Origin of the sequence: Salinicola sp. JS01 (genome assembly GCF_030284585.1) — a bacterium.
GTDB lineage: Bacteria > Pseudomonadota > Gammaproteobacteria > Pseudomonadales > Halomonadaceae > Salinicola.
Window position 1 is genome coordinate 3,308,886 of sequence record NZ_CP127244.1, and the last position, 13,977, is coordinate 3,322,862.

Annotated in this window: 11 protein-coding genes; 5 read left to right on the top strand and 6 right to left on the bottom strand. The window is 66.3% G+C overall.

Annotated elements, in window-relative coordinates:
- Positions 1–170 precede the first annotated feature (170 nt).
- The 4 genes from QO259_RS15065 to QO259_RS15080 all read left to right on the top strand — a co-directional run bounded on the left by QO259_RS15065 (position 171) and on the right by QO259_RS15080 (position 4,511).
- Positions 171–1,106 carry a LysR family transcriptional regulator gene (locus tag QO259_RS15065; protein ID WP_285950564.1) on the top strand — a complete coding sequence of 312 codons (936 nt, stop codon included), beginning with the start codon at positions 171–173 and terminating at the stop codon, positions 1,104–1,106.
- A gap of 102 nt (positions 1,107–1,208) precedes the next feature.
- Positions 1,209–1,427 (top strand): DUF1656 domain-containing protein, encoded by a 219-nt coding sequence (locus QO259_RS15070; protein WP_285950565.1) that lies wholly within the window; start codon positions 1,209–1,211, stop codon positions 1,425–1,427.
- Positions 1,427–2,446: an efflux RND transporter periplasmic adaptor subunit gene (locus QO259_RS15075; RefSeq protein WP_353057294.1), complete on the top strand. Its 1,020-nt coding sequence runs from the start codon at positions 1,427–1,429 to the stop codon at positions 2,444–2,446. Before QO259_RS15070 ends, QO259_RS15075 begins: the two co-directional genes overlap by 1 nt.
- A gap of 4 nt (positions 2,447–2,450) precedes the next feature.
- Positions 2,451–4,511 (top strand): FUSC family protein, encoded by a 2,061-nt coding sequence (locus QO259_RS15080; protein ID WP_285950566.1) that lies wholly within the window; start codon positions 2,451–2,453, stop codon positions 4,509–4,511.
- A 41-nt stretch (positions 4,512–4,552) separates the two neighbouring features.
- On the opposite strand, the gene QO259_RS15085 is transcribed toward QO259_RS15080, so the two are convergent.
- From QO259_RS15085 to QO259_RS15110, 6 genes are all read right to left on the bottom strand, one after another.
- Complete coding sequence (locus QO259_RS15085; RefSeq protein ID WP_285950567.1) at positions 4,553–5,347, bottom strand: ABC transporter ATP-binding protein; 795 nt, start codon at positions 5,345–5,347, stop codon at positions 4,553–4,555.
- Positions 5,344–6,120 carry an ABC transporter ATP-binding protein gene (locus QO259_RS15090; RefSeq protein ID WP_285950568.1) on the bottom strand — a complete coding sequence of 259 codons (777 nt, stop codon included), beginning with the start codon at positions 6,118–6,120 and terminating at the stop codon, positions 5,344–5,346. The genes QO259_RS15085 and QO259_RS15090 overlap by 4 nt, the downstream gene beginning before the upstream one ends.
- 10 nt (positions 6,121–6,130) lie before the next feature.
- A complete protein-coding gene (locus tag QO259_RS15095) occupies positions 6,131–7,120 on the bottom strand; it encodes a branched-chain amino acid ABC transporter permease (protein WP_285950569.1) in 990 nt (329 codons plus the stop codon).
- 1 nt (position 7,121) lies between these two features.
- The gene (locus tag QO259_RS15100) at positions 7,122–8,036 is read right to left on the bottom strand and encodes a branched-chain amino acid ABC transporter permease (RefSeq protein ID WP_035471257.1); all 915 of its coding nucleotides are present in this window, start codon (positions 8,034–8,036) and stop codon (positions 7,122–7,124) included.
- Positions 8,037–8,137: 101 nt separating this feature from the next.
- On the bottom strand, positions 8,138–9,265 hold the full coding sequence (locus QO259_RS15105) for a branched-chain amino acid ABC transporter substrate-binding protein (protein WP_207033367.1): 1,128 nt from the start codon (positions 9,263–9,265) through the stop codon (positions 8,138–8,140).
- Positions 9,266–9,617: 352 nt separating this feature from the next.
- Positions 9,618–10,910, bottom strand: a complete 1,293-nt coding sequence (locus QO259_RS15110; protein WP_285950570.1) for a hypothetical protein — start codon at positions 10,908–10,910, stop codon at positions 9,618–9,620.
- Positions 10,911–11,324: 414 nt separating this feature from the next.
- Here QO259_RS15110 and QO259_RS15115 point away from each other — a divergent pair, with 414 nt between their 5' ends.
- The gene (locus tag QO259_RS15115) at positions 11,325–13,895 is read left to right on the top strand and encodes a membrane-bound PQQ-dependent dehydrogenase, glucose/quinate/shikimate family (protein ID WP_285950571.1); all 2,571 of its coding nucleotides are present in this window, start codon (positions 11,325–11,327) and stop codon (positions 13,893–13,895) included.
- The last annotated feature ends 82 nt before the right edge of the window (positions 13,896–13,977 follow it).

Below are 13,977 nucleotides of genomic sequence, written 5' to 3' on the forward strand. Positions count from 1 at the left end.
ATACTCTTCTGGTAACGTTGCGCGACAGCGTGTTGCGTGTCGCGCAACGCCCACGGATTCCCATGTCCCCCGACGCCCGTTGACACCGCCAAAGTTGAAACCGCCAAAGTTGAAACCGCCAAAGTTGACACCGCCGCAGACGCCGGGCCCGACTTCAGAGCCACTTCCACATGTACGATCTCGATTCGCTGACCACTTTTGCCGACGTGATGCACAGCGGCAGCCTGACCGTGAGTGCCCGGCGTCTGGGCGTTGCCAAGTCGACCCTTAGCCGCCGGATCGCGCATCTCGAAGCCCAGCTCGGGCAGCCGCTGCTGAGACGCCAGGCCAACCGGTTACTGCCGACCGAGGCCGGCAGTCTGTTTCTGGGCTATGCCCGGGAGATGTTGCAGATCGCCGAATGCAGCCAGCGGGCCTTGGACGACCTGCGCGCGGAGATCAGTGGAGAGGTGGTGATCGAAGTGCATTCGGCGCTCGCACGCGGGTGGATGGCACGCCAGGCGGAGCATTTCCTGGCCCAGCATCCGCAGGCGCAGCTCGTTCTGCGCACGCTACAGGCGCCGCCAATGGCCTCGGATGCCAACGCCATCTACGTCTGGCTGGGAGAGATCGACGAGTGCGGACTGCGCCAGGAGCGTCTCGGCTGGTTAACCTACGGTATCTACGCAAGCCCCGACTACCTCAGCCGCCACGGCACGCCCCAGCACCCGCGGGATCTGCGCCGCCACGATTGGATAGATCGTCTCGGTGAGGCGGAGAAAGGCATGGTGCTGCGACACCCGGAGCACGGGGGCTATCCGCTGCCGGCATCGACCTCGCGTCTGCAGGTCGACCAACTGGTACTGCATGCCGATGCCATCGTTCGCAGCCAAGGGCTCGGACTGATGCCGGATTGGATGGCTCAGCTGCGTCTGCGCCATCATCCGGGGTCGCTGGTCCCCTGCCTGCCCGACTGGCAGGCTCCGGCACAGCCGATCACGCTGCTCTACCCCTACGGCCACCAGCCGCGTAAGATCGCCGCGCTGCTGGAACAGCTAAGACACGCCGTCCCCGAGGCCTGGGGAATCGCCACACCCGCTTCTCCCGGGCTCGCCATTTGCAGCTAGACTTGCCGATATGGCAGGTGTCTGCTGACCATGATCATCTGTCGACAATTTATTAAGCATGCTAATATTATCGCCGCTTCGACGGCTGCGCCAAGGGATGCCATGGGTCTTCAGGAAATCGCGCTAGGTGGCATCTATCTCAGCCCCCTACTGATCTACGCCATATTCGGCCTCGTCGCGACCCTGGTCACACGAACCCTGCTGCACTGGTTGGTGGGGCACCGCGCACTGTGGTACGAAGCCTGGTTCGACGTCTCGCTGTTCGTGATCTTCACCGCCGCGATCACCTTTCTGTTTACCGTCCTGCTCGAGAGCTCTTGATGCGCAACTCGCTACGTATCCTCTTGACCCTGATCATCGTCGCCATCGCCGTCGCTGCCGGCGTATGGCTGTGGAACTACTACCTGTTCACCCCCTGGACCCGGGACGCGCGCGTGCGCGCCGAGGTGATCACCATCGCCCCGGACGTCTCCGGCTGGGTACGTTCGCTCAACGTCAGCGACACCGGCTACGTGACCCAGGGCGACACCCTGTTCGAGATCGACCCCTCGCGCTATCAGGCCGCGCTCGACAAGGCCAAGGCCAGCGTCGCCAACAATCAGGCCACGCTCGATCTGAAGCGCGCCGAAGAGCGCCGCCGCAACCAGCTCAGCAACCGCTCGATCAGCGCCGAGGATCGCCAGATCGCGCAGATCAACACGCGTATCGCCCAGGCCAACCTGGACCAGGCCAAGGCTACCCTCGACAGTGCCAAGCTCGATCTGCAGCGCACCCAAGTGGTGGCGCCGGTGAGCGGCCACGTGCTCAACCTGCAGCTGGCGGCAGGCAACTACGTCACCCGCGGCACGCCGGTGATGGCGCTGGTGCAGGCGCGCTCCTACTACGTGATGGGGTACTTCGAGGAGACCAAGATGTCCTCGATCGCCATCGGCGATCCGGCCGAGATCATCCTGATGAACGGCGATACCCATCTGCACGGCCATGTCGCCGGTATCGGCCGCGGTATCGCCGACAGCAACACCAACCTCAACAACCAGCTGCTGCCGCAGGTCCAGCCCACCTTCAACTGGGTGCGTCTGGCCCAGCGCATTCCGGTGCGGGTGACCTTCGACGAGATGCCTGACCACACCCTGCTGAGCGCCGGCATGACCGCGACGATCCGCATCCAGCACGATGCCGATGCCGAGCGCACCGACGCAGGCCATACGCCGGCCCAGCCTGCCAGCACCGCCGCCCCGGCCGGCAAAGACGAGGATCGCCGCCCCACGCCGCAGTCTCAGCCGCAAGCGCCGCTGCCCGACGCGATCCCCACCGAGCGCGCCACCGACGACGCGTCCTGACCTCATGCCGACGCTGCTCAAGCACTACCTGATGCCGGACGCCGCGGCGGTCAAGTTCGCGATCAAGACCACCGTGGCGATGATGATCGCGCTCTACCTGGCGCTCTGGTTCAATCTCGATCGCCCCTACTGGGCGCTGATCTCGGCGGCGTTTCTGCAGATCCGTCCAATGAGCGGCATGGTGATCGAAAAGGGCATCTGTCAGATCGGCGGCACCCTGATCGGCGCCCTGGTCGGGATCGCGATCATGGCGCTGTTCGCCCAGGCGCGGATCCCGGCGCTGATCGCGCTGACCCTGTGGATCATGCTGTGCACCTACGTCGGCTCGCTGTGGCGCAACAACTACACCTACGGCTGCATCATGGGCGCGGTCACCGCGATGCTGATCGTGGTGATCTCCAACGGCAGCTCGCCCGGCGGTATTTTCGACATCGCCGTCGCGCGGCTTTCTGAGCTTGGGCTGGGTGCGGTGTGCGCCACGCTGGTGAGCTCGCTGCTATGGCCCTCACGAGTCGGCGAGCATCTCGCCACCCAGGCCGACAGCGTGGTCAATCAGGCCTTCGAGCACGCCGCTTTGCGCCTGGCGGCGAGTGACGACATCCCCGCCATGCAGCAGGCCCTGCGCGGCAGCCTGGGCCCGCTCACCCTGCTCGAGACCGACAGCCAGGCGGCGCGCTTCGAAGGCCCCGAAGGCCCCGGACGCATGCGCGCCACCCACGTGCTGACACGCCGCACGCTGCGCCTGATGGCCACGCTGCACGCGCTGCATCAGTTGCTGCACGAGCACGCCGACAAGCTCGACCCGGGCAGCGTGGAGGTCGCGCGTCGGGTCGCCGACGGCTTCCGCGATGCGGAGCACGGCAAGGGCGTCCCCCAGGCACGCCAGGAGCTGCGTGAGCTACGCCGGCTGGTCCACGAGAGCAACGAGTCCGGCCTGGCGCCGCTCGACCGCCGCGTGCGCCTGGGCATCCGCGAAGCGATCGGCCACGCCATGGTGATGCTGGACGCACGCGAAGCGATCGCCGATCCGGGCCGCCACCGCCTGCGCTCGGCGCCGCTGGCGTGGCACCGCGACCATCTGGCGGCGGGCATCAACGCCGTGCGCGCCGGGCTGGTGTTCACCTGCCTGGCCACCTTCTGGATTCTCACCGCGTGGAGCAGCGCGCTGGTGGCGCTGCTGCTGGGCACGCTGTTCTCGGCGTTCTTCGCCAGCCGCGACAATCCGGTGATGATCACCATGATGTTCTACAAGGGCATGCTCGCGGCGATCCCCAGTGCCTTTCTGTTCGGGCACGTGCTGCTGTCTCAGGCCCACGGTTTCCCCATGCTGGCGATGCTCTTCGGCACGCCGCTGTTCCTGGGGCTGATGGGCGCGACCAACCCCAAGATCATGGGTTACTGCCTGGCCTTCACCATCTTCAATATCCTGCTGACCATGCCCGGCAACGACATGGACTTCTCATTCGACAGCTTCGCCAACCGCGCCGTGGCGGTGATCATCGGCCTGAGCTGCGTGGTGATGGGGTTCCGTCTGCTGCCGGGGCTGGGCACGCGACTGCGCCGTCGGCGCCTGATCAACGCTATCTCCCAGGATATCCATCAGCTGCGGCGGCGCTCGATCCGCGATGCCGAGACCCGCTTCAGCGGCCACATGGCAGATCGCATGCTGCAGCTGGCGCAGCACGACGACATGCTGCCGGAGGACCAGCGCCATCTGTTCATTCTGGGCCTCACCGGCCTGGATGTCGGCAGCGCCACCCTGCGCCTGCGCGACCGTCTCGACGAGGCACCGCATCCGCTGATCCGGCGCGCCCACCGCCAGTTGCTGAGGGCCCTGGCCAGCGGCTTCGAGGAGGCCGCCAACGGCCGCCCGCCCCAGGGCGTGCACGCCGCCGGCCAGCGCCTGGATGCGATGATCGCCGAGCACGGCGACGTTCCGGCGGATCGCCGCGTCCTGCTGGAGGGGCTGATCGAACGCCTGGAACTGGCGCTGGAGCGCCTGGCCAAGATCATGGCCGAGCGCCCGCACATCAAGGCGTCGACGGCAGCCGTGGCCAGCGATTGAAGCGCCGAGCCGCGCGCTGGCTCGGATCGGGCGCCGCGGGCTCAGTCGCCCAGGCCGAGATAAGCCTTGACCACCGCGGCGTCCTCGCGCATCGCCGCGGCGTCGCCCTGCATGCGGATCTCGCCGTTCTCGATCACGTAGGCGTAGTGCGCCAGGCGCAGCGCCAGACGTGCGTTCTGCTCGACCAGCAGGATGGTGGTGCCGGCCTCGTTGAGGCGCTTGATGATGCGCATGATCTCGGTCACCAGCTTGGGCGCCAGCCCCATCGACGGCTCGTCGAGCAGCATCACGCTGGGGCCGTGCATCAGCGCCCGCCCCATCGCCAGCATCTGCTGCTGACCGCCGGAGAGCAGCGAACCATCCTGATGGCGGCGCTCGTGGAGGATCGGGAACAGCGCGTAGACCTCCTCCAGCCGCTGCCGGCGCAGCGCACTGTCCTTGACGGTAAAGGCGCCCAGTTCGAGGTTCTCCTTCACCGTCAGCCCGCGCAGCACGCGCCGGCCTTCGGGCACGTGGACCACGCCGCGGCGGGCGATCCGATGCGCCGGCAGCCGGGCGATCGACTCCCCCTCGAGGCAGACGTCACCCTGACGCGCCCGCACCAGCCCGGAGATGGTCTTCAGCGTGGTCGACTTGCCGGCGCCGTTGCTGCCCAGCAGGGTGACGATCTCGCCCTGGCGCACCTCCAGCGACACTCCGCGCAGGGCCTGGATCTGCCCGTAGAACGCATCCACCCCGCTCAGGCTCAGGCGTACCTCGCCCTGGCGTAACTCACCCGGCCCGCCCGCTTCTTGAGGGCTCGCCGCCATGTCGTCGGCTCTCGTCGTCTGTGTCACAGCGCCAACTCCTCGTCGTCCTGGCCCAGATAGGCCTCGATCACTCTAGGGTCGTTGGCCACCGACTGCGGCGTGCCTTCGGTGATCAGGCTGCCGTGGTCGAGCACGCTGATGTGTTCGGAAACGTTCATCACCAGGCTCATGTCGTGCTCGATCAGCAGTACGGCGATGCCGCGCTCGTCGCGGATGCGCCGGATCAGCTCGACCAGCGCCTCCTTCTCACTGCCGTTGAGCCCGGCCGCCGGTTCGTCCAGCAGCAGAAGCTTGGGCTCGGTGGCCAGCGCCCGGGCGATCTCCACCCGCCGCTGGTGGCCATAGGCGAGGTTGGTCGCCAGCCGCTCCTGGCTGTCGGCGAGGCCGACAAAGTCGAGACACTCGAGACTGGTCGCGCGAATCCGTTTTTCTTCGGCGCGCTGGCTGGGCAGCCGCAGCACCGCCGCCAGCGCCCCGGCGCGGGAGCGGCAGTGCTGGCCGGCCATGACGTTCTCGAGCACCGACATCTCGCGGAACAGACGCACGTTCTGGAAGGTGCGCGCGATGCCCAGGCGGGTCACGCTGTGGGGCTTGCGCTTGACCAGGCGCTCGCCGTCGAAGGTAATCTCGCCACGCTGCGGCCGATAGAAGCCGGTGATAACGTTGAACAGTGAGGTCTTGCCGGCGCCGTTGGGGCCGATCAGGCTCTGGATGCGCCCCGCGGCGACCCCGAAAGCGACCTCGTCGAGCACGCTGTTGCCGGCGAAGCTCAGCGAGACCTGGTTGAGTTGGAGTAGCATCGGCGGCTCCTCAGGATCGTTTTTCGGGCCAGATACCGCTGGGTCGGAACAGCATGATCAGCAGCAGCAGCACGGCGAAGATCAGCAATCGCAGGGTGTCGAACTCGCGCAGCAGCTCCGGCCCCAGCACCACGATGAAGGCGCCCAGGATCACCCCAGGGATCTTGCCCATGCCGCCCAGCACCACCGCCATCAGGATCAGCACCGACTGCTGGAAGCTGAAGCTCTCCGGCGAGATCGCACCCAGGTTGACCGAGAAGAAGATGCCACCGACGGCGCCGAAGATCGCGCCGATCACATAGGCCGCCAGCTTGACCGCGACGCGGTTGATCCCCATCGCCTCGGCGGCATCCTCGTCGTGGCGCACATAGAGCCAGGCGCGCCCCAGGCGCGAGTCGAACAGCCGCTGGCTGGCGATGTAGGCGAGTACCGCCAGCACCGCGAAGACGTAGTAGAAATCGATCGAGCTATCGATGTACCAGCCGAACAGCGACGGCTCGGGGATGTGCGACAACCCACTGGCGCCCCCGGTGATCTCCAGATTGCGCGCGGTGAAGCGCACGATCTCGCCGAAGCCCAGGGTGACGATGGCCAGATAGTCGCTGCGCAGCCGCAGCGTCGGCCCGCCGATGATCACCCCGGCCAGCGCCGCCGCCAGCAGCGCGAACGGAATCGCGGCCCAGAAGTTGAAACCGAACTGCTGGGTCAGAATGCCGATGGTGTAGGCGCCCACGGCAAAGAAGGCGGCATAGCCGAGATCGAGCAAGCCGGCGTAGCCCACCACCACGTTGAGCCCCAGGCACAGCACCACGTAGAGCAGCGCATTGGTCAGGATCACGGTGACGTACTGGCTCGACAGCCACGGCGTGACGATCAGGATGGCGAGCAGCACCAGATGCAGCACGCGCCGCCGCCCGGGGGAGTCGAAGGCGGCATACAGGCGCTGGGCCGGGTTGCCACGGGGGCGCTCTTGCGGCGCCACAGGGGTCGGATTGGCCATGTCACATCCTCTCCACTTCGGATTTGCCGAGCAGCCCCGTGGGCTTGAACACCAGCACCAGTATCAGGATCGCGAAGGTGAAGACATCCTTCCATTCGCTGCCGATGAACGGGATATGGGTGCCGAACGACTCCAGCAGGCCCAGGATCAGGCCACCGAGCATGGCACCGGTAATACTGCCGATACCGCCGATCACCGCCGCGGTGAACGCCTTCAGCCCGATCAGAAAGCCCATGAAGTACCAGATGCTGCCGTAGTAGGCGCCGGCCATGGTGCCGGCGGCGGCGGCCAGCCCCGAGCCGATGAAGAAAGTGATCGCGATCACCGCCGAGACGTTGATGCCGAGCATGCGGCACATGTCCTTGTCGATCGCCACCGCGCGCATGGCGCGGCCATAAAGCGTCTTCGACACGAACAGCTCCAGCGCGATCATCAGCACCGCCGCCGTGGCCACCAGTACGATCTGGTTATACGAGATGAACAGATTGCCGAGGCTGAGCCCGCCGAAGCCGAGATCGGTGCGAAAGGCGGTGTACTGGCCGCCGGTCAGCGATAGCGCGGCGTTCTGCAGCACCAGCGACACCGCCAGCGCGGTGATCAGGATCGACAGCCTGGGTGCCGCCAGCATCGGGTGGTAGGCGATGCGCTCGATCACCACCCCCAGGCAGCCCACCGCCAGCATCGCCAGCAGCATCGCCACGAAGATGCCCAGCCAGCCGGCGCCGAGCACCCCGGAGACCAGCGACAGACCGCCGAAGCCGGCGAAGGCCCCGGTCATGTAGAGATCGCCATGGGCGAAGTTGAGCAGCTTGATGACCCCGAACACCATGGTGTAGCCGAGTGCCACCAGCGCGTAGAAAGAGCCCAGCACCAGCCCGTCGGCGAGCTGCTGGAGCAGAGAGTCGTACCAGGTCATGGGCATGCGTCCCTGGGCAGCGAGGGGAAGAGGCAGTCACGGCGCCGCCCGCCGCGCACTCTGCACGCAGACGGCGGGCGGGCCCTACGGCCGGCCGTGGATCAGGGCTGGTAGCGGGTCCACTTGCCGCCCTGCCCCTCGAGCACCACGAAGTTGCTGCGTGCCAGGGTGTGCTGCGGGGTGAAGCTGATCGGGCCGGCCAGCCACTCCTTGCCATCGGCGCTGCCCAGCGCTTTGATGATGGCATCGGCGTCGGTGGAGCCGGCCTTGTCGATGGCCCAGGCCATCAGCTGCATACCGTCATAGGCCAGCGGTGCGTAGGGGCCGGGGGCGGTATCGAACTTGGCCTGATAGTCACTGATGAACTGCTTGGCGGCCGGCAGGAAGTCGGCGGTGGGGTTGGAGAAGGCGTAGACGCCTTCGGCGGCCTGCCCGGCGATATCGAACAGCTTGGGCGAGTTGGAGCCGTCGCCCACCGCGATGGTGCCCTGGAAGCCGCGCTGGCGCAGCTGCCGGATCAGCAACCCGCCGTCGGCGTAGTAGGCGGTCCAGAACACCGCCTGGGCGCCGGAGCCGCGGATCTTGTTGACCAGCGCCGAGAAGTCCTGCTCGCCCTTGTTGACGTACTCGAAGGCCGACACCTCATGGCCGGCCGCGGTCCAGGCGTCGCGGGTCAGGTTGGCCAGATCCTGGGAGTAGGCATCGCCCTGATTGACGATCGCCAGCTTGTCGATGCCCTTGCCGGCAAAGAAGTCGACCGCGGTCTTGGCCTGGTCGGCGCCGGTCGAATTGATCATGAAGGCGTTGCCGGGGTTGGCGGGTATCAGCTGGGTCGAGTTGGCGGCGACGATCACGAACGGAATATTGGCGTCACCGTAGATCTTCAACGTCGGCTGGGTGGCACCGGAGCAGTAGCCGCCGACCACGCCGACCACCTCCTGGGAAGCCAGACGGCTGGCGGCGTTGACCGACTGCTGCGGGTCACAGGCGGTATCGCCGCTGACCAGGGTGATCTGGCGTCCGCCGAGCAGGCCGCCCTTGGCGTTGATCTCGTCGGCGGCCAGGCCGATGGCATTGAGTATGTCCTTGCCGTAGGTCGCTTCGGAGCCGGTGGTGGGCGCCTGGACCCCGATGGTGATCGGTCCGTCCTGGGCCAGAGCCGGGCCGCTCGCCGCCAGATGGAGGGCCGCCGTGGAGGCGATGAGCTTGAGGATCGTTCTCAGGTTCATGATTGCCACTACTCCCTTCGCTTTGCGCTTTATGGTTGTTGGTACGACGCTGATCAGGAGACCGCCTGCGTTGAGCGGTGCGCAGCGGGCTGGGCAACGTGCCCTCCCCCTTTGCCACCCCCTCCTGACACGGCGTGTTACGCACTGATAGCACACCTCTTGTATAAAATATACATTTCTAATACTGGCAAGTGGCCTTGGTCTACTCGACAGACATGCCACCTCCGCGGTGTAGCCAGGACGTGGCGCGAGACGCGGACCCAGAAACGTGAGCTCAGAAACATGAGCCCAGAAACGCGCATGCCCCGCCGAGCGGGCTCGACGGGGCATGGCAGCGCGACCTCCAATCGCCTCAGTAGGTCAGGCCGAAGTGGCTCTGCACGCTGGTGTGCCAGCCATCGTCCACCGGCGAGCCGAAGTAGTTCAGCCCGTTCTTGTTGGTGACGATATCGAACCAGGCGTAGTAGCGCCCGGCGGTGACCTTCACCCCCAGGTCGTTGAGCATGGGGTCGTCCATGTCGCCGAAGCCGCCGTTGACCGCCGAGTAGTCGCCCGAGGCGGCGATATAGCTGAAGTCGTTGTAGAAGTAGAGGTTCTCCACCACGCCCCAGTCGACGTCCATGCTGTAGGCCAGGCTCGCCGAGTACATCTGCCCCTCTGCCGGAATCAGATAGTTGAAGCCGAAGGCCCCGATCTGCAGCGCGTTGTCCGAGATACCCGATACGGTCTCGTCGGGGTTCGTGGCGTCGTACTGGTAGCTGGTCGCCTGCAGCAGGGTGGTCCAGTTGCCGTAGTTGCCGTTCATGCCCAGCGCCACGGCCCAGTTGTCGCCGCTCTCGTGGGTGTTGTGGTTGTAGAGCTGACCGCCCTTGGCCGAGAGGTTGACCTCGGTGGTGTAGTCCGAGCCCTTGCCGAAGGTATAGGCGGCGCGTGCGGCCAGCTGATTCTCTTCGCTGTTGCCCTGGGCGCTGTCACCGATCGCGTTGGCGCCGTAGTGCTCGTTGCCGTCGCCGAGCTGATCGCTCTTGAAGAACGCCAATGACGTATCCCAGGCGCCCTGGCTGTGGTCCCACTTGATGCCGGCGTTCTGGTTGTCGTTGAAACCCGCTAGATAAGGCAGGTTGCCGTACCAGCCGAGGTAGCCGTAATCCATGTTGCCGAACGGGGTCTGCACCAGGCCGAGCTTGACCGTATCGGCATCGCTGAAGGCGTAGCCCGCCCAGGCGTGATGCAGGAAGCGATAGCCGTCGTAGAAGCGGTACTGGAAGGAGTAGGAGAGCGGGCCTTCGCCACCGTCCATGCCGAGGATGAACTTGCCGAAATCCATGTCACCGACGGTGTCCTTGCTCGACTCACTCCAGTCGTTGAAGGTGTAGCCCAGCTCGATCGCGCCGCTGAATTGTGGCGTACCGACGTTGTCCAGCAGCGAGCTGTTCTTCTCCGCCAACTGGCGCGTCTGGGTATTCTCGCGCTGCTGATTCGCCTTCTGCGCGGCGAGTTCGCGCTTGAGCTCCTGCACCTGCTGCTGGAGCGCATCGAGGCGCCGCTGGATGGTGTCGCTATCCTGCGAGCTCTGCGCGAATGCCATAGGCACGCAGGCCATCAGGCCCACGCCGAGGCCGATCATCTTGTAGGTATTGATCACGTTGTCATTCCCTTGTCGTTGTCGATGCGGCCTCTGCCGGGCCGCCGAGAAACCGTGTCGCATACGCGACATACGCGCCCTTTATCCGAGCCTTTATACGAGGTAGGCGGCTCATACAAAGCATGACGCTTCATACAAAGTAGACGGTTTCGACGGTTTACCGTAACGAATCCGTTACGCATTCGACACACGTGGCATCGGCGCCCATGAGCGCACGCCGCAAGCAGCGGCATTCGTCATCCCGCTTCGGGCTGACTACGCTTGTGTCAGACGGGCCGGCGCGCCACAGAAAGCGGGCCGCCCCATTCAGAGCCGCCGCCGCGCAACGGTCAATGGATGGCGGACAGCCAGCGCACTCATTCAACGCGTTCATTCAAGGCGCTCTTTCAAGGCGCTCTTTCAAGGGAGAAAAACGTGGCCAAATCCACCTCGTCTCGCGGTGCGAGCAGGTTGTTCGCCTGCATCGTAGGTCTCATCGTCGCGCTCGCCGGACTCGCCCTGGGCGGCGGCGGGCTCTATCTGGCACTGCTAGGGGGCTCCTGGTACTACCTGATCGCGGGCGTGGGGATGCTGCTCGCGGGCATTCAGCTATGGCGCGGCCGGCTCTCGGGCGCCTGGCTCTACGCCCTGGTCTTCATCGGCTCTTTCCTGTGGGCCGCGTGGGAGTCGGGGCTCGACTACTGGCGCTGGATCCCGCGCTTCGACCTGATCCTGATCCTGGCGATCCTGGTCGCCCTGGTCGTGCCCGCGCTGCGCGGCGGCCCGCGCCCGCGGGTCGGCTTCGCCCTGGCCGGCGTGCTCTGCCTGGGGCTGATCGTCGCCGGCGCGCTGGCGTTTGTGCCCGGGCGCGGCTATCAGCACCTGGCGGCGGTACCGGCGGTCGCCGACGGCTCACTGGCCACCGATGTCGGCAACGCCCAGCCGGCGGACGTGCCCGCTCCGGGCGACTGGACCGCCTACGGCCGCGATTCGGCGGCGACCCGCTACTCGCCGCTGGAGCAGATCACCCCGGACAACGTCGGCCAGCTCCAGGTCGCCTGGCAGTACCGCACCGGCGACGTGCTGGATCACCGCTGGGGCGCCGAGACCACCCCGCTCAAGGTGGGCGATGATGTCTTCCTGTGTACCTCGCGCAATATCCTGATCTCCCTCGATGCCGCCACCGGCGAAGAGAACTGGCGCTACAACCCGGTGGTCTCCGAGGATGCCATCCCCTACACCGCCGCCTGCCGCGGCGTGACCTACTACGAAGTGCCGGCGGATCGCCTGCCCGCGGCGGACAGCGCCAGCGCCGACACTCAGGAGGCGGCCAGTGGCGCCCAGGAAGGTGACGCCAAGCGCGAAGAGCATCACAACGAGGGCGATCAGAACGGCGGCGATCAAGACAAAGAAAACGCGGTCGCCGACAGCGATGCCATCGCCTGCCGCACCCGGATCATCTCCGGCACCCTGGATGGACGCATCATCGAAGTCGACGCCGCCACCGGCAAGCCGTGCACCGATTTCGGCGACAACGGCCAGGTCGATATCAAGCGCAACATGGGCGAGACCCCGCCGGGCTATGTCTCGATCAACTCCGCCCCGGTAGTAGTGCGCGATGTCATCGTCACCGGGCATCAGGTGCTCGACGGCCAGCGCCGCTATCCGCCCTCCGGCGTGATCAAGGGCTTCGACGCCGTGACCGGCGAACTGCAGTGGGCGTGGGATGCCGGCCGCCCCGATCGCAGCGAACCGCTGAGCGGCGACGAAACCTACGTGCGCGGCTCACCCAACATGTGGACCACCGCCGCCGGCGACAGCAAGCTGGGGCTGGTCTACCTGCCCATGGCCAACAGCGCCGCCGACTACTGGAGCAGCTCGCGCACCCCGGAAGAGAACGCCTGGGCCAGCTCGATGGTCGCGCTCGACGTCGAGACCGGCCTGCCCAAGTGGCACTTCCAGACCGCGCACAAGGACGTGTGGGACTACGACCCCGGCTCGCAGCCGACGCTGATCGACTTCCCCACCGACAACGGCGAGGTGCCGGCGCTGATCATGCCCACCAAGCAGGGCGAGATCTACGTGTTCAATCGCGAGACCGGCGAACTGCTCGGTGGCGGCGCCGAGGAGCGCCCGGTGCCTCAGGGCGGCGCCGAGCCGGAGCAGCGCAGCAAGACTCAGCCGTTCTCGCTTTACGCCACCCTGCGCCAGCCGGACATCACCGAAAAAGACATGTGGGGCATGTCGCCGTTCGACCAGCTCTTCTGTCGTATCCAGTACCAGCAGGCCAGTTGGGAGGGCATGTACACGCCGCCCACCGCGGAGCAGCCGTGGGTCGAGTACACCGGCTACAACGGCGGCTCCGACTGGGGCAGCGTGGCGGTCGACCCGCAGCGCGGGGTGATCATCGCCAACTACAACGACATGCCCAACTACAACGAGCTGGTGCCGCGTGACGTCGCTAACGAGCTGGGCTGGGTCCCGCGCGAGGAGCAAAAATCCGACCGCGGGGGCGCCGAGGGCGCGGGAGATCCGCAGGCCAACACCCCCTACGCGATCAACGTCAACGCCGGCTGGCGGGTGCCCTACACCGGGCTTTTGTGCAAACAGCCGCCGTATGGCCATATCCGCGCCATCGAACTCTCCAGCGGCAAGACGCTCTGGGACCGCCCGCTGGGTACCGCCCGCGCCAACGGCCCCTGGGGCATCCGCTCGGGCCTGCCGATCGATATCGGCACGCCCAACAACGGCGGCTCGGTGGTGACCGCCGGTGGCTTGATCTTCATCGCCGCGGCGACCGACGATCTGATTCGCGCGATCGACATCGAGAGCGGTGAGACCGTGTGGCAGGCTCCCCTGCCCGCCGGCGGCCAGGCCAACCCGATGGTCTACGAAGCCGACGGCCGCCAGTATCTGGTGATCGTCGCCACCGGCCACCACTTCATGCAGACCCCCACCGGCGACTACGTGATCGCCTACGCCCTGCCCAAGCAGAGCGATAGCTGAGCGACTGACGGTAACCGCACAGACGCCCCGCCCCTGGCGGGGCGTCTTTCTATACCACCCGCCCGCTACCGCTGCGCTCGTC